16 protein-coding genes are annotated in these 21,623 nt (G+C 70.0%); 7 read left to right on the top strand and 9 right to left on the bottom strand.

What is annotated here, in order from left to right; translation table 11 throughout:
* Positions 1-107: 107 nt before the first annotated feature.
* The gene (locus tag ACFYR3_RS16605; RefSeq protein ID WP_355850699.1) at positions 108-728 is read right to left on the bottom strand and encodes an L-threonylcarbamoyladenylate synthase; all 621 of its coding nucleotides are present in this window, start codon (positions 726-728) and stop codon (positions 108-110) included.
* A gap of 207 nt (positions 729-935) precedes the next feature.
* Here ACFYR3_RS16605 and ACFYR3_RS16600 point away from each other — a divergent pair, with 207 nt between their 5' ends.
* Positions 936-2,009 carry a dihydrodipicolinate reductase gene (locus ACFYR3_RS16600; RefSeq protein WP_389283532.1) on the top strand — a complete coding sequence of 358 codons (1,074 nt, stop codon included), beginning with the start codon at positions 936-938 and terminating at the stop codon, positions 2,007-2,009.
* Positions 2,010-2,018: 9 nt separating this feature from the next.
* Positions 2,019-2,498, top strand: coding sequence for a carboxymuconolactone decarboxylase family protein (locus ACFYR3_RS16595; protein ID WP_355850813.1), 480 nt, complete (start codon positions 2,019-2,021; stop codon positions 2,496-2,498).
* 69 nt (positions 2,499-2,567) lie between these two features.
* Here the strand turns inward: ACFYR3_RS16595 and ACFYR3_RS16590 are convergent, their stop codons facing one another.
* On the bottom strand, positions 2,568-4,211 hold the full coding sequence (locus ACFYR3_RS16590; RefSeq protein ID WP_355850705.1) for a GMC oxidoreductase: 1,644 nt from the start codon (positions 4,209-4,211) through the stop codon (positions 2,568-2,570).
* Positions 4,212-4,461: 250 nt separating this feature from the next.
* On the opposite strand from ACFYR3_RS16590, the gene kstD reads away from it, so the two are divergent.
* Positions 4,462-6,273 carry a 3-oxosteroid 1-dehydrogenase gene (gene kstD, locus ACFYR3_RS16585; protein ID WP_389283529.1) on the top strand — a complete coding sequence of 604 codons (1,812 nt, stop codon included), beginning with the start codon at positions 4,462-4,464 and terminating at the stop codon, positions 6,271-6,273.
* Positions 6,274-6,318: 45 nt separating this feature from the next.
* Here the strand turns inward: kstD and ACFYR3_RS16580 are convergent, their stop codons facing one another.
* Together ACFYR3_RS16580 and ACFYR3_RS16575 are read right to left on the bottom strand one after the other, a co-directional pair.
* Positions 6,319-7,449: a PP2C family protein-serine/threonine phosphatase gene (locus ACFYR3_RS16580; protein ID WP_355850711.1), complete on the bottom strand. Its 1,131-nt coding sequence runs from the start codon at positions 7,447-7,449 to the stop codon at positions 6,319-6,321.
* Positions 7,450-7,547: 98 nt separating this feature from the next.
* Complete coding sequence (locus ACFYR3_RS16575) at positions 7,548-8,417, bottom strand: ANTAR domain-containing protein (protein ID WP_389283527.1); 870 nt, start codon at positions 8,415-8,417, stop codon at positions 7,548-7,550.
* 298 nt (positions 8,418-8,715) lie between these two features.
* On the opposite strand from ACFYR3_RS16575, the gene ACFYR3_RS16570 reads away from it, so the two are divergent.
* Entirely contained in the window at positions 8,716-9,573 is an 858-nt protein-coding gene (locus tag ACFYR3_RS16570) for a DMT family transporter (RefSeq protein WP_389283525.1), read from the top strand.
* Between the two features lie 81 nt (positions 9,574-9,654).
* Positions 9,655-10,392, top strand: a complete 738-nt coding sequence (locus ACFYR3_RS16565) for an HAD family hydrolase (protein WP_355850723.1) — start codon at positions 9,655-9,657, stop codon at positions 10,390-10,392.
* 208 nt (positions 10,393-10,600) lie between these two features.
* Here ACFYR3_RS16565 and ACFYR3_RS16560 read toward each other — a convergent pair whose 3' ends face one another.
* From ACFYR3_RS16560 to ACFYR3_RS16550, 3 genes are all read right to left on the bottom strand, one after another.
* Entirely contained in the window at positions 10,601-13,018 is a 2,418-nt protein-coding gene (locus ACFYR3_RS16560) for a SpoIIE family protein phosphatase (protein ID WP_389283523.1), read from the bottom strand.
* 102 nt (positions 13,019-13,120) lie between these two features.
* Positions 13,121-17,398: a HAMP domain-containing protein gene (locus ACFYR3_RS16555; RefSeq protein WP_355850729.1), complete on the bottom strand. Its 4,278-nt coding sequence runs from the start codon at positions 17,396-17,398 to the stop codon at positions 13,121-13,123.
* A gap of 349 nt (positions 17,399-17,747) precedes the next feature.
* Positions 17,748-18,629 carry an RNA polymerase sigma factor SigF gene (locus ACFYR3_RS16550; protein WP_355850732.1) on the bottom strand — a complete coding sequence of 294 codons (882 nt, stop codon included), beginning with the start codon at positions 18,627-18,629 and terminating at the stop codon, positions 17,748-17,750.
* Between the two features lie 429 nt (positions 18,630-19,058).
* Between ACFYR3_RS16550 and ACFYR3_RS16545 the strand changes: the two genes are divergently transcribed.
* Positions 19,059-19,994 carry a sensor histidine kinase gene (locus tag ACFYR3_RS16545; RefSeq protein ID WP_355850735.1) on the top strand — a complete coding sequence of 312 codons (936 nt, stop codon included), beginning with the start codon at positions 19,059-19,061 and terminating at the stop codon, positions 19,992-19,994.
* A gap of 117 nt (positions 19,995-20,111) precedes the next feature.
* Here ACFYR3_RS16545 and ACFYR3_RS16540 read toward each other — a convergent pair whose 3' ends face one another.
* Together ACFYR3_RS16540 and ACFYR3_RS16535 are read right to left on the bottom strand one after the other, a co-directional pair.
* Positions 20,112-20,681, bottom strand: coding sequence for a Dps family protein (locus ACFYR3_RS16540; protein ID WP_389283520.1), 570 nt, complete (start codon positions 20,679-20,681; stop codon positions 20,112-20,114).
* A 63-nt stretch (positions 20,682-20,744) separates the two neighbouring features.
* Positions 20,745-20,915 (bottom strand): hydrophobic protein, encoded by a 171-nt coding sequence (locus ACFYR3_RS16535; protein WP_355850741.1) that lies wholly within the window; start codon positions 20,913-20,915, stop codon positions 20,745-20,747.
* Between the two features lie 215 nt (positions 20,916-21,130).
* On the opposite strand from ACFYR3_RS16535, the gene ACFYR3_RS16530 reads away from it, so the two are divergent.
* Positions 21,131-21,487, top strand: coding sequence for a DUF5133 domain-containing protein (locus tag ACFYR3_RS16530; protein WP_389283518.1), 357 nt, complete (start codon positions 21,131-21,133; stop codon positions 21,485-21,487).
* The last annotated feature ends 136 nt before the right edge of the window (positions 21,488-21,623 follow it).

Raw genomic sequence — 21,623 nt, 5'->3', positions numbered from 1 at the left:
GGCCACCGCCCTGACCCCCAGCTCACCTGCACCACCCCCACACCCCCCCCCACCGGCCGCGCGGGGGGCCCCCCCGGCGGACCCACGGCCCACGTCGTTCCGGGGACCTACTCGAACCGGGAGGGGTCACCCGCTCCGATGCGTACGACCTCGGGCTCGGCGCCGGAGAAGTCGATGACGGTCGTCGGCTCGGTGCCGCAGTCGCCGGAGTCGATGACGGCGTCCACCACGTGATCGAGGCGGTCCTTGATCTCCCAGCCCTGGGTCAGCGGCTTGTCCTCCTCCGGCAGGAGCAGCGTGCTCGACAGGAGCGGCTCGCCGAGTTCGGCGAGGATCGCCTGGGCGACGGCATGGTCCGGAATCCGCACCCCGACGGTCTTCTTCTTCGGGTGCAGCAGCCTGCGCGGAGCCTCCTTCGTCGCCGGGAGGATGAAGGTGTAGCTGCCCGGAGTCGCCGCCTTCACCGTGCGGAAGACCGCGTTGTCGATCCGTACGAAGTGCCCCAGCTGCGCGAAGTCCTCGCACATCAGAGTGAAATGGTGCCGTTCGTCGAGCTGGCGGATCGAGCGGATGCGGTCGATCCCGTCCCGGTTGCCGAGCGCGCAGCCGAGTGCGAAGCAGGAGTCCGTCGGGTAGACGATCAGTCCGCCACTGCGGACGATCTCCACCACCTGGGTGATGATGCGCCGCTGCGGGTTCTCCGGGTGGACGTCGAAGTACTTGGCCATGCGTCGAGCTTAGGGGGTGACACCGATGACACCCGCCGAGCCGCACCCGGTCACCTCCGGACGTGCGGCACCCCGGCACTCGCGCCTCCGTACCGCCGGCGTCCCGTCGTGCGCCCCGGGACACCTCCACCGGTGGTTTCGCGTCCGGATTCTTTTCCCCGGTCACGGCTATAGGAACCTCGAGGCAGTCTCGCTACCCTCCGCCGCATGATTTCCACGGTGGTCTGGGGTACCGGCAATGTCGGCCGCGCGGCCATCCGCGCCGTCGAGGCCCACCCGAAGCTGAAACTCGCGGCCGTGCTCGTCCACGACTCCGGCAAGGTCGGCCGCGACGCGGGCGAGCTCGCCGGGCTCGACCACGGCCTCGGCGTCGCTGCGAGCGACGACATCGACGCCGTCCTGGCCGCGGGCCCCGGAGCCGTGGTCTACGCGGCCACCGGCGACATCCGCCCCGACGAGGCCCTCGCCGACATCGGCAGGGCGATCCGGGCCGGTGCGGTGGTCGTCACGCCCGCCCTCTACCCGCTCTACGACCAGCGCAACGCCCCGCCGGAGTTCCGGGACCCGATGCTCGCCGCCATCGCGGACGGCGGCGGCTCCCTGTTCGTCTCCGGAGTCGATCCGGGCTGGGGCAACGACGTCCTGCCCCTGCTGATCAGCGCTCTCGGCACCACGGTCGACGCCATCCGCTGCCAGGAGATATTCGACTACTCCACGTACGAACAGGAGGAATCCGTACGGTACCTGGTCGGCATGGGGCAGCCGATGGACTACGAGCCGCTGATGCTCGCCCCGTCGATCCCGACCATGGTGTGGGGCGGTCAGATACGGCTCATGGCGCGGGGCCTAGGCGTCGAACTCGACGACATCCGCGAGACGTTGGAGCGGCGACCGCTCACGGAAACGGTGAACACCCGCACCATGGGCGAGTTCGCGGCCGGTACCCAGGGCGCCGTGCGATTCGAGGTACAGGGGATCGTCGGGGGAGAACCCCGGATCGTCATCGAGCACGTCACCCGCATCCACGCGTCCTGTGCGCCGGACTGGCCGGTGCCGCCCGACGGGGACGGCGCCCACCGCGTGATCATCGAGGGCCGTCCGCGCATCGAGGTCACCGTCGCGGCCACCGACGAGGGCGAGAACCGCTCCGCCGGCGGGAACGCCACCGCGGTCGGCCGCCTGGTCGGCGCCATCGACTGGCTGGTGGACGCGGAACCAGGGCTCTACGACGCACTCGACGTCCCGCTGCGCCCCGCAGTCGGCCGACTCGGAAGGAAGTGACCCATGACCCTGCACATCGACATTCCCGAGGGACAGGAACCGATCGGATACGTGTGGGGCGAGATGGTGCCCGGCATCGGCATGGCCGCGGCGAACTTCTCCCTGTCGGTGTACGAGCACACGACGCTGGGCCTGCGCGAGTTCGAGGCCGCCCGCCTGCGCATCGCACAGATCAACGGGTGCCTGTTCTGCCTCGACTGGCGTACGGAGCGGGAAGGGCAGAAGGTCGAGGAGGAGTTCGCCGACGCGGTGACCCAGTGGCGTACCGCCGACGCCTTCGACGACCGGACCCGGCTGGCCGCCGAGTACGCCGAGCGGTACGCCCTGGACCACCACGGTCTGGACGAGGAGTTCTGGACACGGATGACCGCGCTGTACAGCCAGCGGGAGATCGTGGAGCTGACCATGAGCATCGGCTCCTGGCTGGCGTTCGGCCGGCTCAACCATGTGCTCGGCCTGGACGCCGTGTGCGTGCTGCCGACCCATTGAACGGATCAGGGCCGCTCGGCGCATCCGGCCCACCGAGCGGATCCGGGCCGCCCGCGCGGCCCGGACACGCTAGAGGTCAACGGCGATGATGTTCTCGATGTTGCGTTCGGCGAGGGCCGTGATCGTGACGAAGGGATTGACGCTGGTGTTGCCGGGAATCAGCGAGCCGTCGATGACGTACAGGCCCGAATAGCCCTGCAGGCGGCCGTAGTTGTCGGTGGCCTTGTTGAGCACGGCGCCGCCGAGCGGGTGGTAGGTGAGGTGGTCGCCCCAGATCTTGTACACGCCGAAGAGATCGGTCCGGTAGATCGTCCCCTCCTTCGCGTTGATCTTGTCGAAGATCGACTTGGCCATGTCGATGCCGGGCTGCTTCCAGGCGGTCTGCCAGTTGAGGTCGACGGTGCCGGTGGCGGCGTTCCAGGAGAACTGGGCGCGGTTCGGGTTCTTCGTGATGGACAGGTAGAACGACGCGTAGGTCTCGATGCCGGTGGGCAGCGGCGCCACCTCGGCGAACGCGCCGCCCGCGGTCCAGTTGTCGATGCCGCCGCAGGGGATGCTGGCCTGGAGCGCGCCCGTGGGATCCCACAGATGGTTGGCCCGGCCGCACATGACGTTGCCGTTGTCGCCCCAGCCCTGGCCGATCTCGCCGTTGAGGCCGGGCAGTGCGCCGGTTGCCTTCAGCTTGACCAGGAGCTTGCTGGTTCCGACACTTCCGGCCGCGAAGAACACCCGGTCCGCGGTCACCGTCTTGGAGGCCGTGGCGTCGCCGTTGGTGTTGAGCTGGTCGATCAGGACCGTGTAGCCCCCGCCGGCCGCGGGTGCGACCGAAGTGACCTTGTGCAGCGGTGAGATGGTGACCTTGCCGGTGGCCGCGGCCTGGGCGAGATAGGTCTTCTGCAGGGACTTCTTGCCGTAGTTGTTGCCGTAGAGGATCTCCCCGGCGAGTGCCGACTTGGTGGCCGTGCCGGCCGCCTCCTGTTTCATGTAGTCCCAGTCGTACACGTCGGGCACGAAGACGAACGGGAAACCGGAGCGCTGGGCCTGCTTACGGCCGACCCGTGCGTACTGGTAGCAGTCCGTCGTGTCGAACCACGCCGGGTCGATGAGACCGACACCGAGCGCGGCGTTGGCGCGCGGATAGTAGGTCGCGTACATCTCGTCGGCGTTCACCGACGGGAGGATCGCGCCGAAGTTCTCCCGTTTGGGGGTGACCGCCATGCCTCCGTTCACCAGCGATCCGCCGCCGACGCCGCGGCCCTGGTACACGATGATCTGGCCCATCTCCTCGGCGTCCAGGATCCCCGTGTAGCGGGGGATGTCCTTGTCGATGGGGAAGCCGAGGAAGTTGCTGAGGGGCTGCTTGGTCTTGGTGCGCAGCCAGTACGAACGCTGGTCCGGGCTGGTCGTGTTGGCGAAGATCTTGCCGTCCGAGCCCGGTGTGTCCCAGGCCATGCCCATCTCGACCATCTGCACGTCGACACCCGCCTGGGCGAGGCGCAGGGCGGCGACCGATCCGCCGTATCCGGTGCCGATCACCAGGACGGGGACGTGTGCTCCGGAAGGGATCGACGAGGCCGCCGTCGCGATCCGAGCCGGGGCCGCGACGGCGCGGCCCGCGAGGGTCACTGCTCCAAGAATAGAACCTGTTCCAGCAATGAATCGTCGGCGCGAGACACCTCTGGAATCCTCGTTGTGCTGGTTGATGTCACCCATGTGACACTCCTCACTCTCGATGAGTGGGAACAGGTTCTACTGTTACTGGCTTGTTAAGTCACTACATACCGGTTGGTAACTTGTGTCCGATCTTGGGGTGATCGGCGAGGTCTGATCCGCTTGCTCTTGACTTCACAAGACCCTCGCGCGACATTTCCTGACGCTGCATCAGAACCGGTACGGCGGGGGCCTGTCGGCTCCCGGAGCACGGAACGCCTCACATTCCTTCGCCCTGCTGGAGCGCCCTGCCATGTCCCCGAGCGCGGACCCCGCCAGACATACCGACTCCTTCTCGGCCCCCGGCCCGTCACGGCGCCGGGTGCTCGGCGCGGCCACGGGCGCCTCCCTGGCGCTCGCCGCCGGAGCCGCCGGTGTCACCGCGGCCGCCGGTCCCGCCGCGGCGGCCGACCTGCCCCTGCTCGGCACGTACGACGTCGTCGTGGTCGGCTCCGGAGCCGCGGGGATGACCGCGGCGCTGACCGCCGCGAAACACGGACTGAGCTGCGTCGTCCTGGAGAAGGCGCCCACCTTCGGCGGCTCGGCGGCACGCTCCGGCGCGGGCATCTGGATCCCCAACAACCCCGTGATCCTCGCCGCCGGCGTCCCCGACACCCCGGCCAAGGCCGCCGCCTACCTCGCGGCCGTGGTCGGCCCGGACGTCTCCGCCGCCCGTCGACAGGCCTTCCTCGGCAACGGACCGGCCATGATCGCCTTCGTCCTGGCCAACAGCCCACTGCGCTTCCGCTGGATGGAGGGGTACAGCGACTACTACCCGGAGCTCCCCGGCGGCCTCCCGGGCGGCCGCTCCATGGAGCCCGACCAACTCGACGGCAACATCCTCGGAGCCGAACTCGCCCACCTGAACCCGGCGTACATGGCGGTCCCGGCCGGCATGGTCGTCTTCAGCGCCGACTACAAGTGGCTCACCCTCGCCGCCGTGAGCGCGAAGGGCGCGGCCGTCGCCACCGAGTGCCTGGCCCGGGGCACCAACGCGGCGCTGCTCGGCCAGAAACCGCTGACCATGGGCCAGTCGCTCGCCGCCGGACTGCGCGCGGGCCTGCTCGCCGCCCAGGTCCCGGTGTGGCTGAACACCCCGCTGACCGACCTGTTCATGGAGAGCGGCGCCGTCACCGGCGCTGTGGTCACCCAGAACGGCGCGTCCGGCCTGGTCAGGGCCCGGCGCGGGGTCATCGTCGGCTCCGGCGGCTTCGAGCACAACGCCGCCATGCGCGCCGAGTTCCAGCGGCAGCCCATCGGGACCGCCTGGACGGTGGGCGCCAAGGAGAACACCGGCGACGGCATCCAGGCGGGCCGACGTGCCGGTGCGGCGCTCGACCTGATGGACGACGCATGGTGGGGCCCGGCCATCCCGCTGCCCGACCAGCCCTACTTCTGCCTCGCCGAACGCACGCTGCCCGGCGGCCTGCTGGTCAACGCCGCCGGAGCGCGCTTCGTCAACGAGGCACGGCCCTACAGCGACGTCGTGCACACCATGTACGACCGCAACCCGAGCGCTCCGGACATCCCGGCATGGCTGGTCGTCGACCAGAACTACCGCAACCGCTACCTGTTCAAGGACATCGCGCCGACCTTCACGTTCCCCGATTCCTGGTACACCTCGGGCGCCGCCTGCAAGGCGTGGACCCTGGACGACCTCGCCGGCCGGATGGGCGTCCCCGCGGCCGCCCTGCGCACCACCGTCAGCCGCTTCAACAGCCTGGCCCTGAGCGGCACGGACACGGACTTCCACCGAGGCGACAGCGCCTACGACCACTACTACACGGACCCCGCGATCCTCCCCAATTCGTGTCTGGCGCCGCTGTGGCTCCCGCCGTACTACGCGTTCAGGATCGTCCCCGGCGACCTGGGCACCAAGGGCGGTCTGCGCACGGACGCCCGCGCACGCGTCCTGCGCCCGGACGGCACGGTGATACCCGGTCTGTACGCGGCGGGCAACGCCAGCGCGGCCGTCATGGGCCACAGCTACGCGGGGGCGGGCTCGACGATCGGTCCCGCGATGACGTTCGGGTACGTCGCGGCGCTGGACATCGCGGCAACCTGAGCAAGACGGAGGGCGGGACCACGGACCCGCCCCTGCCCCGAGCCGTCAGCCACTGTTGCCGTCGCTGTCGCCGTTCCCGTCGCTTCGGAGGCATGGCGTCAGGACCAGGATGGAGACGTCGTCGCGGATCGAGGGGCAGAACTCGACGAGGTCCTGCCACACGCGGTCGATGAGCGCGTCCGGGGGCTCCTCGGCGAACGCGGCCAGCCGATCCGGCAACGGATAGAAGGCGCCGGCCCGATCCCGGCTCTCACTCACGCCGTCCGACGCCAGGAACAGCCGATCGCCGGGCTCCAGGTCGACGGTGCGCACATGCGGCGGGGACAGCTCGAAGAACCCCAGCCCCAGCGGGGACCCCTGCTCGGTGTCGAGTTCGACGGCCTTCGTGCCGCGCAACAGCAGCGGGTAAGGGTGCCCGCAGGACACCAGCCGCACCGTGTCGGCGTCGGCTGTGAACTCCAGGAGCAGCGCGGTGGCGAACAACTCGGCGTGATCGACCGCCGCGGAGTCCACCACCAGCCTGCGATCGAGCCGGGCCGCGGCCGCCTCCAGATCGCGCTGGTCCAGCACCGTTTCCCGGAACGCCCCGAGAAGCGAGGCGACCGTCCCCACGGCCGACAGCCCGTGTCCCTGTACGTCACCCATCACGGCCCGGACCCCGAAGGGCCCGTCGCGTACGTCGAAGAAGTCACCACCGACCAGCGTCTCCCGCTGCGCGGCCCGGTACAGCCCCGCGCAGCGGACCGGACCGACACGGTCGGGCAGCGGCGGCAGAACCGCGAGCTGGGCGGCCTCCGCCACCGACCGCACCGTGACCAGATGCGCGTCCCTGCGGCTGCGGACGAGGGCCACGAAGACGCTGAGCACGGCGATGAAGCTGATGGTGAGGAGGTCCGCGTTGCCCGGACGGTTGAGCTCCAGGGCGGGGATGGTCAGCAGCAACACGACGACCACGCCGAAGCCGGCCGTCGCCAGGGGCCCGTAGGAGAGCACGGCCAGGGAGGGAATGGCGCCCAGCAGGAAGCCGATGTCCAGTGCGTGGCTGCTCGCGAGTTCACCGACGCAGACCCCTACCAGCAGGACCGGCGGAAGCAGCCGTACCCAGCGCGGAGGGGGCGAGCCGCGCAGCCATCCCCGGTGGTCGTCCCGCTGACCGGGCGCGGCCTTCGTGGCCATGGCACTCCTCCTTCAGCCACCACGCTCCTCCATTCCGTGCCGCCGCGCATTCCGATCGGCCCGCACGGAGCCCCGCCACCACGGGGACGGGCGGGTGCTCAGCGTTCCTCGGTCGCCGCCGTGTGCAGATGGGCCAGTGCGTCGAGTACGACGGTGTGCCGGTGCCAGGAGAGCCAGCGGCCCACCATGAGGCCGGTGGCCTCCAGGGTGTGGAGCTGGGCGCGGCTGAGCCCGGGCAGCGGCCGCTCGTGGTGCGAGGAGGCCATGCCGATCGGCACACCGGCCCGGTTGACCAGGGGCACGCTGTGACAGGCCCGGCTGCCCGCCCGCAGGATGACCCGCCGCGAACCCTCGTCGAAGACATCGGCGGTCGCGACGTCGCGGACGGTGACCTGCCGGCGGTCCTCGGCGGCCTGCGCGCACGACGTCGTGGGCGAGTCGACGAACGCGAAGAAGCTCGTGAACTCGCGCTCGAGACCCACGTGCCGCACCATCCGCAGCCGCCCTCCCTCGGCGAGCTGGACGTTGCCCATCCCGGTCTGGGTGATGTCCAGGACCCGGTGCAGGGCGGCGCTCAGCACCTCGCCCTGGTGCGGGCGATCGGCCCCGGCGATCCGCAGGCCGGGCAGCGGGGGAGGGGGCGTCCGGGTGCGTTCCGCGGCACGGGCCGGTCCCTCGGGGCTGTGCCGGGTCCGTACGACCGCGTCCGCCAGCGTGTGCAGTTTGATGATGAACCGCTGCGACGCCTCGCGCAGCAGGGTGAAGGACGCCTCGGGCGCGGGCAGCCGGTAGCGCTCCATCAGCACGCCCTGGGCCAGTGAGATTGCCGGGTGCGCGTGAAGACGCTCCTGAAGGTCGGCGTTCTTCTCCCGCAGCCGCACGATCTCCTCGCGCAGGCCTGCGGAGTCCGCGTCCGGCTCGGGGACACGCCCCTCGGCGGCGGGCGGGAGCTGTGACTCCTGGCTCATGGTGTGCGGCATCCTCACTGACGGCGTCGGTTTCCACCAGCAGCCCGAATACCCACGGGAAGGCAGTGCGGGCCGCCGCCGCACGGCCGGGGACGCGATCGCGCGGCCCGCGGACTCACGCGGGGCGTGCCTGCTTCCCAAGCACTGGCGCCGACCCTATCCCGGGGAGCCGTCCGCTCCGCAAGAGATCCGGCCGAGATCCGGCCGAGCTCTCCGCGACGGGCCCGCCCCGGTACCGCGTCGTCCGGTCGGCGAGCCCGAGGAGGCCCGGCCCGCCGTCCCGGGGCATGGTGGAGGAGTGACAGGACTGGCCGTGCTGTTCGCCCTTCTCGGGGCCGCCAGCAACGCGATGGGCACGGCATTCCAGCGCAAGGCGGCCTCCCGCGTCGCCGAGGGCGGTGGACTGCGGCTCATCCTCCAACTGGCCCGGCAGCCCCCGTGGCTCATCGGCATCGCCGGGGTGACCGGGGCCGCGCTCTTCCAGGCCCTGGCACTGGCGAACGGGCCGCTGTCCCTGGTGCAGCCCCTGTTCATCCTGGAACTGCCCTTCGCCCTGATGATCGCCATCCCGTTGCTGCACCGCCGGCTGCCGCGCGCGGGATGGTGGGCCGTGGCAGGTGTGGTGGCCGGCCTCGGGCTCGTCCTCCTCTCGGCCGCTCCCTCCGGAGCACGGTCCGACGCGTCCATGGAACGCTGGATCCCGGTACTGATCCTGTGTCTGGGAACCGTGGCCGTCGCGGTCGCCGTCGCCCGTCCGGGCCGCCCGCCGCTGTTCCGCGCCGCCGTGCTGGGATCGGCGTCGGCCATCAGCAACGCGCTGACCGCCGCGCTGCTGAAGTCGGCCGTGGGCACGCTCGACGACGACGGGTTCGTCGCCTTCCTCGGCGTCTGGCAGACGTATGGATTCGTCGTGACCGGTGTCGTCGCCGTCCTGCTGCTGGAGAACGCCCTTCAGGCGGGCCCTCTGGTCGCCTCGCAGCCCGCGCTGACCATCGGCGACGCGACGTTGAGCCTGCTGCTCGGTGTCACCCTCTTCGACGAGACGATCCGCACCGGCTGGTGGCTGCTCCCCGAACTGATCGGGGCCGGGGTGGTCCTGTGGGGCGTCCTGCGGCTGACCCGGGTGGTACCGCACCTCGCGGACATGGCCCATTGACGCTCGGCCGGCCCGGTCTGTCCCGGTGCCGGTGCCGAAGCCCGAGCTACGGACACCGGCCGGCCGACACTCGCTCGATTGGTGACTGCCGGGACTGGACAGACCAAGGTGGTGACGAGTCGGATCGAGAACGTTCGGGAACTGGTCGCGCGGACGCGGTATGTCCTCTTCGGCTTCGACGGCCCGATCTGCCAGCTCTTCTCCCGGCACTCGGCGGAGGTCTTCGCGCGGGCCCAGGCGGAATGGCTGACGGAACGGGGCCTGTACGCGGCGCTCACCGACGAGGAACGCGGCCACCCGTACGGCACGCTTACGGCGGTGGCCCGACGTCATCCCGGCAGCGAGCCGCTGGCCGAACTCGAAGAACGTCTCACCCGGTTCGAGCTGACGGCGGCCCGCACCGCGATGCCGACGGCCTACGCGGATCCGCTGATCCACACCTGGGTGGCGGTCGGGGCGAAGCTCGCCGTGGCGACCGACAACTCGGCCCGGACCGTTACCTCGTACCTGGACTCCAGGGGGCTCATGCCCTGCTTCGCTCCGCACATATACGCCCGTACGCCGGACCTGAGTCTGCTCGATGCGCGTCCGGCGATCCTGGAACGAGCCCTGAACGAGATGGGGGCGGTGCCGGAAGCCTCGCTGATGATCGGCGGCACTCCCTTCGACCACGCGGCGGCCCACCGGGCCGGTGTCCGCTTCCTCGGACATGCCCGCAACCCCGCCAGAGCGAGACTGCTGCACGACGCCGGGGTTCCCCCGGAGCTCGTCGTGGCCTCCTTGGAGCCGCTGCTGCGGGCCCTGCGTGAGCGTTTCTGAGCCGAATGCTCGGCCATACGAGGGGAATCCCGGCCGGAAACCCGTGTGCATGCATCGCCGGAGCCGGGGCAGCAGCATCCTGAGACAGCTCGAGGAAGCTACCCCCCTGGTGAACTCGAGCTGCACGGCCCCGCAGGCAGTCACTCCCCCCGGCTGCCGGCGGGGCCGCATTTCGTGCGTTGGGCGGCCCGGACCCGGTTCGTCCCGCCTACTGGACCTGGATGCCGACGATGCAGGTGTCGTCGTCCGTGTCGGACCTGCTGTACGTCAGAAGCCGGTCGAGCTGATGGTCCAGCGTCCTGGACGTCGTACGGGCCGCGTTGAGCAGTTGGCGCAGTGACACTTCCACCGAGCGGTCACGCCGTTCGATCAGACCGTCCGTGTACATCAACAGCGTGTCGTGGACGGCCAGTTGCACCTCGTCCTCCTCGAACGTCGCCTCGGGGACGGCGCCGAGCAGGATGCCCTTGAGGAGCGGAAGCGGGTTGGCGTCCGCGTCCCGGACCAGAACGGGCGGCAGATGTCCGGCCCTGGCCCAGCGCAGAACGCGGCGGCCCGGATCGTAGATCCCGCAGACCGCCGTGGCGGTGACCCCGCCCGTCAGATGATGCGCCACGATGTTGAGCCACGACAGCAACTGGCCGGGTCCGGCGCCCGTCACGGCGAGTCCGCGCAGCGCGTTGCGCAGCACCACCATGCTGGTCGCCGCCTCGATCCCGTGACCGGCCACGTCCCCGACACACAGCAGGACCAGGCCGGAAGGCAGGACGACGGCGTCGTACCAGTCCCCTCCGACGAGGTGTTCGGTCTCCGCCGGCCGGTAGCGCACCGCCACATCGAGACCCGGAGCCCGCAACGGCGCATGCGTCGGCGGCATGATCGCGTGTTGCAGCTGAAGGGTCAGCCGGTTGCGCTCGTGCGCCTGCTGCTCGGTGTGCGCCAGCTGGTCACGGGTGACGGCCAGCGCGACCTCGGTCCAGTGCTGCGCCGAGATGTCCTGGTAGGCCCCGCGGACCACGAACAGCCGGTCGTCGGCGTCGAGCACCGGCTCGGCCACCATGCGGATGTGCCGGGTGACCCCGTCGGGACGCTGCAGCCGGAACGCGGCCGTGCCCGGCCGGCGATGGTGCAGGACCGTACGCAGGAAGCGGCCGATCGTGACGGCGTCGTCCGGATGGGCGTGCGCGGGCAGCTCCTCCAACGGCACGGGAGGGCCCGAGGGGGAGCGGCCGTACAGGTCGAAGAGCGTCTCGTTCCAGATGATCTCGCCGGTCAGCAGGTTCTCCTCGAAGCCGCCGATCCTGCCGAGCCGTTGGGCGTGCTGGAGGAGACTCGCCAGCCGCGCGGTCTCGTCCTCTATGCGCCAGATGAGCAGCACGGTTCCGCCGTGCCGGCTGACGTTGATGTCGGCCACGGCCGACAGCGGCACCTGGTCGACCAGTGCCGTGAGATCCATCCGCTGTGCCCGGAACGGTTCCCCGGTGGCGTAGACCCGCTCGATGCACTGGAAGAGGTCGCTGTCCCCGGCGGCCATCGGATAGGCCTCCAGCAGCAGCGCCCCGTGGACGGTGCCACGGGGCCGGCCGGCCGGATCGAGGAAGCGTCCGTTCACATGGCGGATGCGGAAGTCCGCAAGCCGTCCGTGGTCGTCGAGGTGGGGCACCAGGACGAGGGCCGGATCGTGCAACCCGTCGACCAGGTCGATCAGTTCACAGACATCGGTCGTTCCCCGCACGTCATGGCCGTCGTTCGGCAGCGTGTGGGTCTCCAGCGTGTGCGAGCACAGCTCGGCCAGCGCCTCGACCTGACGGGCGACCTGCGGGGGCTGAGGTTCCAGGGTCGACGGCCAGGCGATCTCCATGACGCCATGGATACGGCCCCCGGAGCCGGCCGGTACCGCGACCCGTCCGCCGTCCGGATACTCCGCGTGGCCGATGGACGGCAGTCCGGTGTCCGCCAGCGAGTGCGCCCACTGCACGGTACGTTCGGACAGGGCGCGGCGCGCCATCGTCGCCACGCCCGGCGGTACGTAACGCCAGCGTCTGGCCTCGGCCGCCGAGAATCCGGCGCTGCCCGCCAGGGAGAGCGAACCGTCGGCATCCGCGGCCCAGATGGCGACGGCGACGGCCCCGAGCGGGGTCAGCGCGTGCTGGAGCAGGGAATCGGCCACCGCCTGGGTGTCGCTGGCCGCCAGCGCGCCGCTCTCGGCCGCGCGCAGCCGTACCGCGGGGGCGTCGTCGTGCGGTGCCCGCTCCGCCGTGACGGCGAGGAACGTGCTGGTCACCTCCGAAAGCCGGTCGTGGGCAGCCTGGTTGATGATCTCGACCGCGAGCTGGAGCAGCGGCACCTTGGCCTGTTCGGCCAACTCGGCGAGCTGGCGGGCGGCTTGCGCCGGCCCGCAGCCCAGCCGCTCGACCAGGATGCCCTTGGCCAGCTCGATCAGGGCCCGTCCGTCGGCCTCTACCTGGGCGGCCCGTACCTCGCTGCGCAGCCGTTCGACCGTGGCCGCCAGCCGTCCCACCGGAGACGTCCGATCCTCGCCCGGGAGATCGGCGGCCCGTTCGCCGTCCGCGACGGTGTCCCCGGACTCGGCGACGTCCGCGTCGGTTGTCTCAGGAATGTTCACGGTGTGGCCGTTCCTCGGCGGGGACCCTGCGGAGGGCGGGGGAGGGGCCGCAGCGGCGGGAATCCCGCCGACCGGCCGTCGTGGTGGGTGCCGAGTGCCATGTCATGCCCCCAGCCAGCGTCGGACGCAGGCGATGAGGTCGTCGGTGTCGACCGGCTTGGTGACATGGTCGCTGGCACCCGACAGCAGGCTCTTCTCCCGGTCGCCGGGCATGGCCTTCGCCGTCACCGCGATGATCGGCAGGTCGGCGTACTGGGGCATCTTGCGGATCTCGGCGGTCGCGGTGTACCCGTCCATCTCGGGCATCATCACGTCCATCAGGATCAGCGCGACCTCGGGCCGGCTCAGCAGCGTCTCGATGCCCTTCCTGCCGTTCTCCGCGTGCAGCACCTGGAATCCGTGGAGCTCCAGAATCCCGCTGAGCGCGAAGAGGTTGCGGGCGTCGTCGTCGACGACGAGCACCGTACGGCCCTGGAAGGCGTTGTCGATCGGCTGCGCGGGCCGGTTCCGCGCCTCCTCGGCGCGCACCAGCGGGACGACGTCGCCCGGCTGTTCCGCGGACAGGTGCAGTGCGATGCGCTCGCGCAACTCGTCCAGACTGGACAGGAATTCGAGCGACCGGGCCCCGGAGCGGGACTGCAGCGCCTGCTCCTGGGCGAGGTCGACACGGCTGCCGTTGTGGACGAGGACGGGAACGGTCGCGAGGGCCGAGTCGCCCTCGACCGCTTCGAGGAACCGGGCCGTTTCCCCTTCCGGCATGCCGAGTTCGAGGACGACGCAGTGCCACGGCTCGGCGGCCAGCGCGCTCGCCGCCTCCTGCGCCCCGACGACCGTGATGACGTCGACGCCCTCGCGCGCGTCGCCCTCGTCCCGGCTGCGGGCGACATCCCCGACCGCGCTCTCGGCCACGAGCGTCAGCAGGCCCCGCGGCCGGTCCTCGACGACCAGCAGCCGTCGTCGCCGCCGGCTGGGCAGGCTGATCGAACCGGTAACGGCGTGCCGCGGCCGGGTGAGCGCCGTGCCGCCCTCGTCCGGCGCGGACTCGGACGTGCGGCCGCCGGCCAGCAGTTGCTCGAAGTCGGGCCGGGCAACCGGCAGGAAGAGTGTGAACGTACTGCCCTGCCCCGGGGTGCTGTCGACGGTGACCGCTCCACCGAGCAGGTGGGCGATCTCCCGGGTGATGGACAGGCCCAGACCGGTCCCGCCGTACTTGCGGCTCGTGGTGCCGTCGGCCTGCTGGAACGCGCCGAAGATCGTCTCCAGCTGCTGTTCGGGGATGCCGATACCGGTGTCCTTGACCCGGAAGGCCGCCACCGTGCCGCCACGCCGTACGCCCGAGGGGATCTCCTGGTCGGCCGCCGGTTCGATCCGCAGCTCGACGCGGCCCCGCTCGGTGAACTTGACCGCGTTCGACAGCAGGTTGCGCAGCACCTGGCGCAGCCGGGAGTCGTCGGTGAGGAGGTCGACCGGGGCCCCGGGAGCGGTGCTGACCGTGAACTCCAGACTCTTCTGCGAGGTCATCGGGCGGAAGGTGGCCTCGACGTACTCGAGGAGCTGGCGCAGCGGAACGCGCTCGGGGGTGACGTCCATCTTGCCTGCCTCGACCTTCGACAGGTCGAGGATGTCGTTGATCAGCTGGAGCAGGTCGGAGCCCGCGGAGTGGATGATGCCGGCGTATTCGACCTGCTTCGGCGTGAGATTGCGCGAGGGGTTCTGCGCCAGCAGCTGGGCGAGGATGAGCAGGCTGTTCAGCGGGGTCCGCAGTTCGTGGCTCATGTTGGCGAGGAACTCGGACTTGTACTTGGAGGCCAGCGACAACTGCTGTGCCCGTGCTTCGAGTTCCTGCCGGGCCTGTTCGATCTGGAGGTTCTTCGCCTCGATGTCGCGGTTCTGGGTCACGAGCAGCGAGGCCTTGTCCTCCAGCTCGGCGTTGGAACGCTGGAGTTCGTCCTGCTGGACCTGCAACTCCTCGGAGCGCGCCTGGAGTTCGGCGGTCAGTCGCTGCGACTCGCCCAGCAGCTCATCGGTGCGCGCGTTGGCCACGATGGTGCTGACATTGACGCCGATGGTCTCCATCAGCTGTTCGAGGAAGGTCCGGTGGCCCTGCTTGAAGCGGGTGACCGAGGCGAGCTCGATGACGCCGAGCACCTGTTCCTCGACCACGATGGGGAGCACCACCAGAGCAGTCGGCGCCGTTTCTCCGAGTCCCGAGGAGATGGTGACGTAGCCCGGCGGCACCTCGTCCACGGTGATGGCACGACGGCTGCGCGCGGCCTGTCCGACGAGTGAGCGGCCCAGCGGGATGCGGGTGGGGCGCCCGTGCTCGTCGGGATAGCCGTACGACCCGACCAGCCGCAGCTCCGTCCCCTTCACGGTCTCCTCGGCGAGGTAGAAGGCGCCGTACTGTGCGGTGACCAGCGGGGTGAGCTCGTCCATGATGAGGTCGGCCACCACGTCCAGGTCGCGGTAGCCCTGCATCAGGCCGGAGATACGGGCCAGATTCGTCTTGAGCCAGTCCTGCTCCTGGTTGGCGCGCGTGGTCTCACGCAGCGACTCCACCATGGAGTTGATGTTGTCCTTCAGGTCGGCGACCTCGCCCGAGGCCTCCACGGTGATGGACCGGGTGAGGTCGCCCTCGGCCACGGCGCTGGTGACCTCGGCGATGGCGCGGACCTGGCGTGTGAGGTTGCCGGCGAGTTCGTTCACGTTCTCGGTCAGCCGCTTCCAGGTGCCCGAGACGCCCTCCACCTCGGCCTGGCCACCGAGCCTTCCCTCGCTGCCGACCTCGCGGGCGACGCGGGTGACCTCCGCGGCGAAGGCGGAGAGCTGGTCGACCATGGTGTTGATGGTCGTCTTGAGTTCGAGGATCTCGCCGCGGGCGTCGACGTCGATCTTCTTGGAAAGGTCGCCCTTGGCCACCGCTGTCGTCACCAGGGCGATGTTGCGCACCTGTCCGGTGAGGTTGTTGGCCATCGAGTTGACGTTGTCGGTGAGGTCCTTCCAGGTGCCCGCCACGTTGGGCACGTGCGCCTGGCCGCCGAGGCGTCCCTCGGTGCCGACCTCGCGGGCGACGCGGGTGACCTCGTCGGCGAACGCGGACAGTGTGTCGACCATCGTGTTGATGACGTCGGCCAGGGCGGCGACCTCGCCCTTCGCCTCGACGGTGATCTTCTGCGACAGGTCGCCGCGGGCCACCGCGGTCGCCACCTGCGCGATGGAGCGGACCTGACCGGTCAGGTTCGACGCCATGACGTTGACGTTGTCGGTGAGGTCCTTCCACGTGCCGGAGACGCCCCGCACCGTGGCCTGTCCGCCCAGGTTGCCCGCCGTGCCGACCTCGCGGGCGACGCGGGTGACCTCGTCGGCGAACGCCGAGAGCTGCTCGACCATCGTGTTGATGGTCTCCTTGAGTTCCAGGATCTCGCCGCGGGCGTCAACGGTGATCTTCTGGGAGAGGTCGCCCTTCGCGACGGCGGTGGCCACCTGCGCGATCGAGCGGACCTGGGCGGTGAGGTTGCCCGCCATGAAGTTGACGGAGTCGGTGAGGTCGCGCCAGGTGCCCTTGACGCCCTTGACGTCGGCCTGTCCGCCGAGGCGTCCGTCGGTGCCGACCTCGCGGGCGACGCGGGTGACCTCGTCGGCGAACGCCGACAGCTGGTCGACCATCGTGTTGATGGTGTTCTTCAGCTCCAGGATCTCGCCGCGGGCGTCGACGGTGATCTTCTGGGAGAGGTCGCCCTGAGCCACCGCCGTCGTCACCTGAGCGACGTTGCGGACCTGGGCGGTGAGGTTGCCCGCCATGAAGTTGACGGAGTCGGTGAGATCGCGCCAGACGCCGCCGACGCCGGGAACCTGGGCCTGTCCGCCGAGGCGTCCGTCGGTGCCGACCTCACGGGCGACGCGGGTGACCTCGTCGGCGAACGCCGACAACTGGTCGACCATCGTGTTGACGGTCTCCTTCAGCTGCAGGATCTCGCCGCGGGCGGGCACGTCGATCTTCTGGGAGAGGTCGCCCCTGGCGACGGCCGTGGCCACCTGCGCGATGTCACGGACCTGCGTGGTGAGGTTGCCCGCCATGGCGTTGACCGAGTCGGTGAGGTCGGCCCAGGTACCGGAGACGCCCGGCACCTCCGCCTGGCCGCCGAGGGTCCCCTCCGTGCCCACCTCGCGCGCCACCCGTGTCACCTCGGAGGTGAACACCGACAGCTGGTCGACCATGCCGTTGAACACCGTGGCGATGTCGCCCAGCAGACCACCGGTCTCGTCGGGCAACCGGGTGCCGAAGTCACCGTCGCGCACGGCGGTGAGGCCGGCCAGCAGTTGACGCAACTCCTGCTCGCCCGGTGTCCGTACGGACGTCCCGCTCGCTGCCCTGGTCATGGCCACCCTCGTTCCGCTCCCCTGGAGTCCCGTGTCACGGAACTCGGAACCGCGCCGGGCCCACGGACGCCCCCGCCTGTCCGTGGAATACCCGCAGATCACGGGTCCTCCCGATAAGAAAATACGCCGCAGGCTAACCCAGAAAGCAGGTTGTGAACAAAGCGTGAGGACAAACTCTTCGGCGGCCCAAAAATGTTGCCGGTGACAGGAATAACCGCGAGTGACGGGGATACACAGAACCCTTTTGGCCCGGGTCGCCCGGACCGCGCACACGAAGTCCCGCCGACCCGCTCCGGACCGGAGTCCAGGGGGCGACGGGACCGTCGTACGGGTCGTGCCGTGCGGTGCGTCAGGCGACGGAGGGGTCCAGCATCCCCGTCCGCAGACGCTTGATGATGCGGGTGATCAGCCGGGAGACATGCATCTGCGAGATACCGAGCTCCTCGCCGATCTGCGCCTGGGTGCGCTCCTCGACGAAACGCAGGTGAATGATCCGGCGCTGACGGTCGTCGAGTTCGGCGATCAGCGGGGCCAGCGAGTTGAAGTCCTCGACCAGTTCCAGCGAGGCGTCCTCCTCGCCGATGAAGTCCGCGAGGACGGCCTCGCCGTCCGCGCCGCCGTCGGCCGTGAGAGCGGCGTCGAGGGACGAGGAGTTGTAGCCGTTCGACGCCTTGCGGGCCTCGATGACCTCTTCCTCGGTCAGACACATCAGCTCGGACAGTTCACGTGTGGTGGGCGTACGGCCGAGGCGGGTCCGCAGTTCCTCCGTCGCCTTGGCGAGTTCGACGCGGGCCTCCTGCAGCCGGCGGGGCACGTGGACGGCCCAGCTCGTGTCACGGAAGAATCGCTTGATCTCACCGACGATGTAGGGGACCGCGAAGGAGGTGAACTCGACTTCGCGGGTGAGTTCGAAGCGGTCGATGGCCTTGATGAGACCGATCGTGCCGACCTGGACGATGTCCTCCATCTCACCCTGGCTCCGGCTGCGGAAGCGCGCCGCCGCGTACCGGACGAGGGAGAGATTCATCTCGATGAGGGTGTTGCGCGCGTACTGGTATTCGTGCGTGCCCTCCTCCAGAACGGTGAGCCGGTCGAAGAACTGGCGGGACAGCTCGCGTGCGTCCTTCGGGCTGACCTTCAGCGGCTCGTCGATCTGCGGAAGGACGCCCCCTTCGGCGGTCGCTGCCTGGTATGCCGTGTCCGTTGCCTTCGCTGTCGCCACGGCCGCCATGCCGTCCACCCCAAATCGTCCGAAGGAAATGATGACAGGGCCCGTCTGCCCTGCTTCACACCGCTCATGCCACCCGGTTGCCGAAATTCTTCGGAACGCGTAAGTCCCGCCTCCCCGCCGGCGCCGGGTCAGTCGTACTTCTGTCCAGGAACACTCTTCGGATGCGGGGCGACGGCGGCAATTCTTGCGGCGGAGCCCCGGGCGGTTCCGCCGCGGATCCCGGGGCAGGTGGGCACCGGGCGCCGTCGACGCGGTGGAGCCGCGGCCTCCCGGGGCCGACTCCGAGGCGGCGGCCACGTAAAATGGGTTTCGGGGTGAGTCCGTGGGCATTGATCGGCGAGTGGACGGAGCGCAGACGCTCTTCCCCTCGGTGTGCCCCGACGCGGGAGCGTTCGCGGGACGCGGGCTCGGGGGTGTGGTGGTCGTGGCATGACAACGGCGGCCCTCCGCGGCGAACCCTTCGTCCACCCCGCGCTCATCTATCGCGGCGACCGTGAGTACGTGGAAGGGACGACGCGTTTCGTGTCGGACGGCGTAGCCGCCGGGGAACCGGTGGCGGTGGCCGTTCCCGCGCCACGACTGGAGCTCATCCGCGGCGCAATGGGATCGCTCGGAACAGGCGTCCGCTGGATCGACATGGCGCAGGCGGGCCGGAACCCGGGCCGGATCATCCCCTCCGTCCTGCGGGCATTCGCCGACGCCCATCCCGACGTACATGTGCGGATCATCGGCGAACCCATCTGGGACGGCCGTACGGCGGTGGAGTACCCGGCCTGCGCCCAGCACGAAGCCCTGATCAACACGGCGTTCGGCGGACGGGACGTGACGATCCTCTGTCCCTACGACGCGCGAGCCCTCTCCCACGACGTGATCGCCGACGCCCACGCCACACACCCCGTCGTGATCAGCGCCGGCCGGCAGAGCGTCAGCCCGTCCTACGACCCGGACCGGGTGCTGGCGCGCTACAACGAAGCGCTGCGCCATCCGCCGGGGGCGGCGACGGTCCGCTTCGACGCGGAACTGCTGCCCGCCGCCCGTGACTTCGCGATGAGCGAGGCGCGGGAACGCGGGATGGCACGGGCCCGGCTGCAGGATCTGAGCCTGGTCGTCGCCGAGCTGGCGACCAACAGCGTGGTGCACGGCGGCGGTTCGGGAATCCTGCGGATCTGGGCCGAGAGCGAGCACATCGTGTGCGAGGTCCGGGACGAGGGGCGGCTGAGCGATCCGCTGGCGGGCAGGCATCCCGTGCGCCCCGATCAGATCGGCGGACGGGGTCTGTTCCTCGTGCATTTCATCTCGGACCTCGTCCGTGTGCACACCGAGGACTCCGGAACGACCGTGCGCAGCTACATCGCCCGCACCTGACCGGGTTCGTGTGACGGCATACGCGCGTGACCGGGTTCGTGTTGACGGCATACGCGCGGCGGTACACGTCGGTTCGGGGTCCGAACCGACGTGTACCGCCGTCGTCTTCTCCCGCCGCTACCGCGCGGTGTCCTGCCCGGCCGATCGCGCGGCCTCGCGTTCCGTGCGGGCCCCGGCCTGAGACAGCGAACCGCCCGAACTCTCCAGATGAGCCCGGACGAACCACTGGAATTGTTCGAGCGATCGCAGCTGTTCGATGAGAAGGTCCTCGGTCACCGGATCGATCTTGCCGACCTCGGCCACGGCCGTGCGGTGGTCCTCGACGATTCCCGTGTAGACCAGATCGAGGGCGCCGAGGTGCGCGATGGCATCGGCACGGCCGACGCTGTAGTCGTCCCAGGTCCGTTCGGCGACGAGCACGCCCGGCGTGCCGCGTGGAACCCCGCCGAGGGCGGAGATCCGTTCAGCGGCGTCATCGGCCATGTCACGCACGCGGTCCACCTGGGGATCGAGCATTTCGTGAACGGCGATGAAATGCGGGCCCACCACGTTCCAGTGGATGTGTTTCAGCGTGAGTGAGAGGTCGTTGAGAGCGTGCAGCCGCTTGCTCAGCAGGTCGATGATCCGGCCGCCGTCGTGGGTGCTGATGCCGGGGACCGTGTAATTCGGTGTCGGGGAAGTGGCCATGTTCCTTTCCTTCGCACACAGATCTCTTGCGGATGTTCTCGGTCGCGGATGTCCGTGGTGCGACTACCAGCGGTACCAGCGGCCGCGACTGCCGCCGGAGGCGCCCGGACGCGCCACGAATCCGACCAGCCAGACGACCAGCACGATGACCGCAATCCACCACAGCGCCTTGACGGCGAAACCCGCACCGAAAAGGACCAGGGCGAGCAGAAGAACGAGAAGCAGGGGAACCATCGGTATCAACCTCCAGTGCCTCCAAGTGCCCTCGTTCCTTTGCGTCACACCTCTCTTCCCCGGGGCGCCGTTCGGCTCCGTACGTGGCGGCGGAGTCGAAAGGAATCCGCCTTGGAGGCGGCGTTGGGCCAAATAGGTTGTCTGGGGCGCCTGTTGCGAATGAACCGTCGTGAACCCGGGCACACGGACGGAAACTCGAGAGAGGAGCCCTCGCCGTGCTCGTGCCCGACCCGAAGGTTGTCCGGAGGCTGCTGACGCGTTACGCGGCCCTGAAGATCGCGTACGCCGAGAAGGAGACGCTGGAGACGGCCCGCCGACTGGAGGACGTCACGTACACGCTCTGTGTGATGACGGGAACGACCAGCGTGCGCGACGCCGTCGTCGCCGCCGACGCCCTGCTGGTGGCCGGTGGGAACCGGCAGGACGCGCAGTCGGGCGGGCTGCTGGGGAACCGGACAACACCGGCTGTCTCGCCGGACGGGATGCCCGCGGTCACTCCGCCGCTGCGGCGGCCGCACACCGAGGTGCGGGCTTTGAACGGCCAGGGCGTCGGAACGCTCGGCCCCCTCTGATCTTCTTCTGTTCGCCGGACGTGTTCATGGGGTGGGGGGGGCCCCCCCCCCGGGGGGCCCCCCCCCCCCACCCCCCCCCCCCCCCCCCCCCCGCCCCCACCCCCCCCCCCCCCCCCCCACGGGCCCCCGCACACGA

The organism is Streptomyces sp. NPDC005784, assembly GCF_042871525.1.
Classification (GTDB): Bacteria; Actinomycetota; Actinomycetes; order Streptomycetales; family Streptomycetaceae; genus Streptomyces.
The sequence above is the reverse complement of the archived record's forward strand: the minus strand, read 5'-3'. Positions and strand labels throughout refer to the sequence as shown.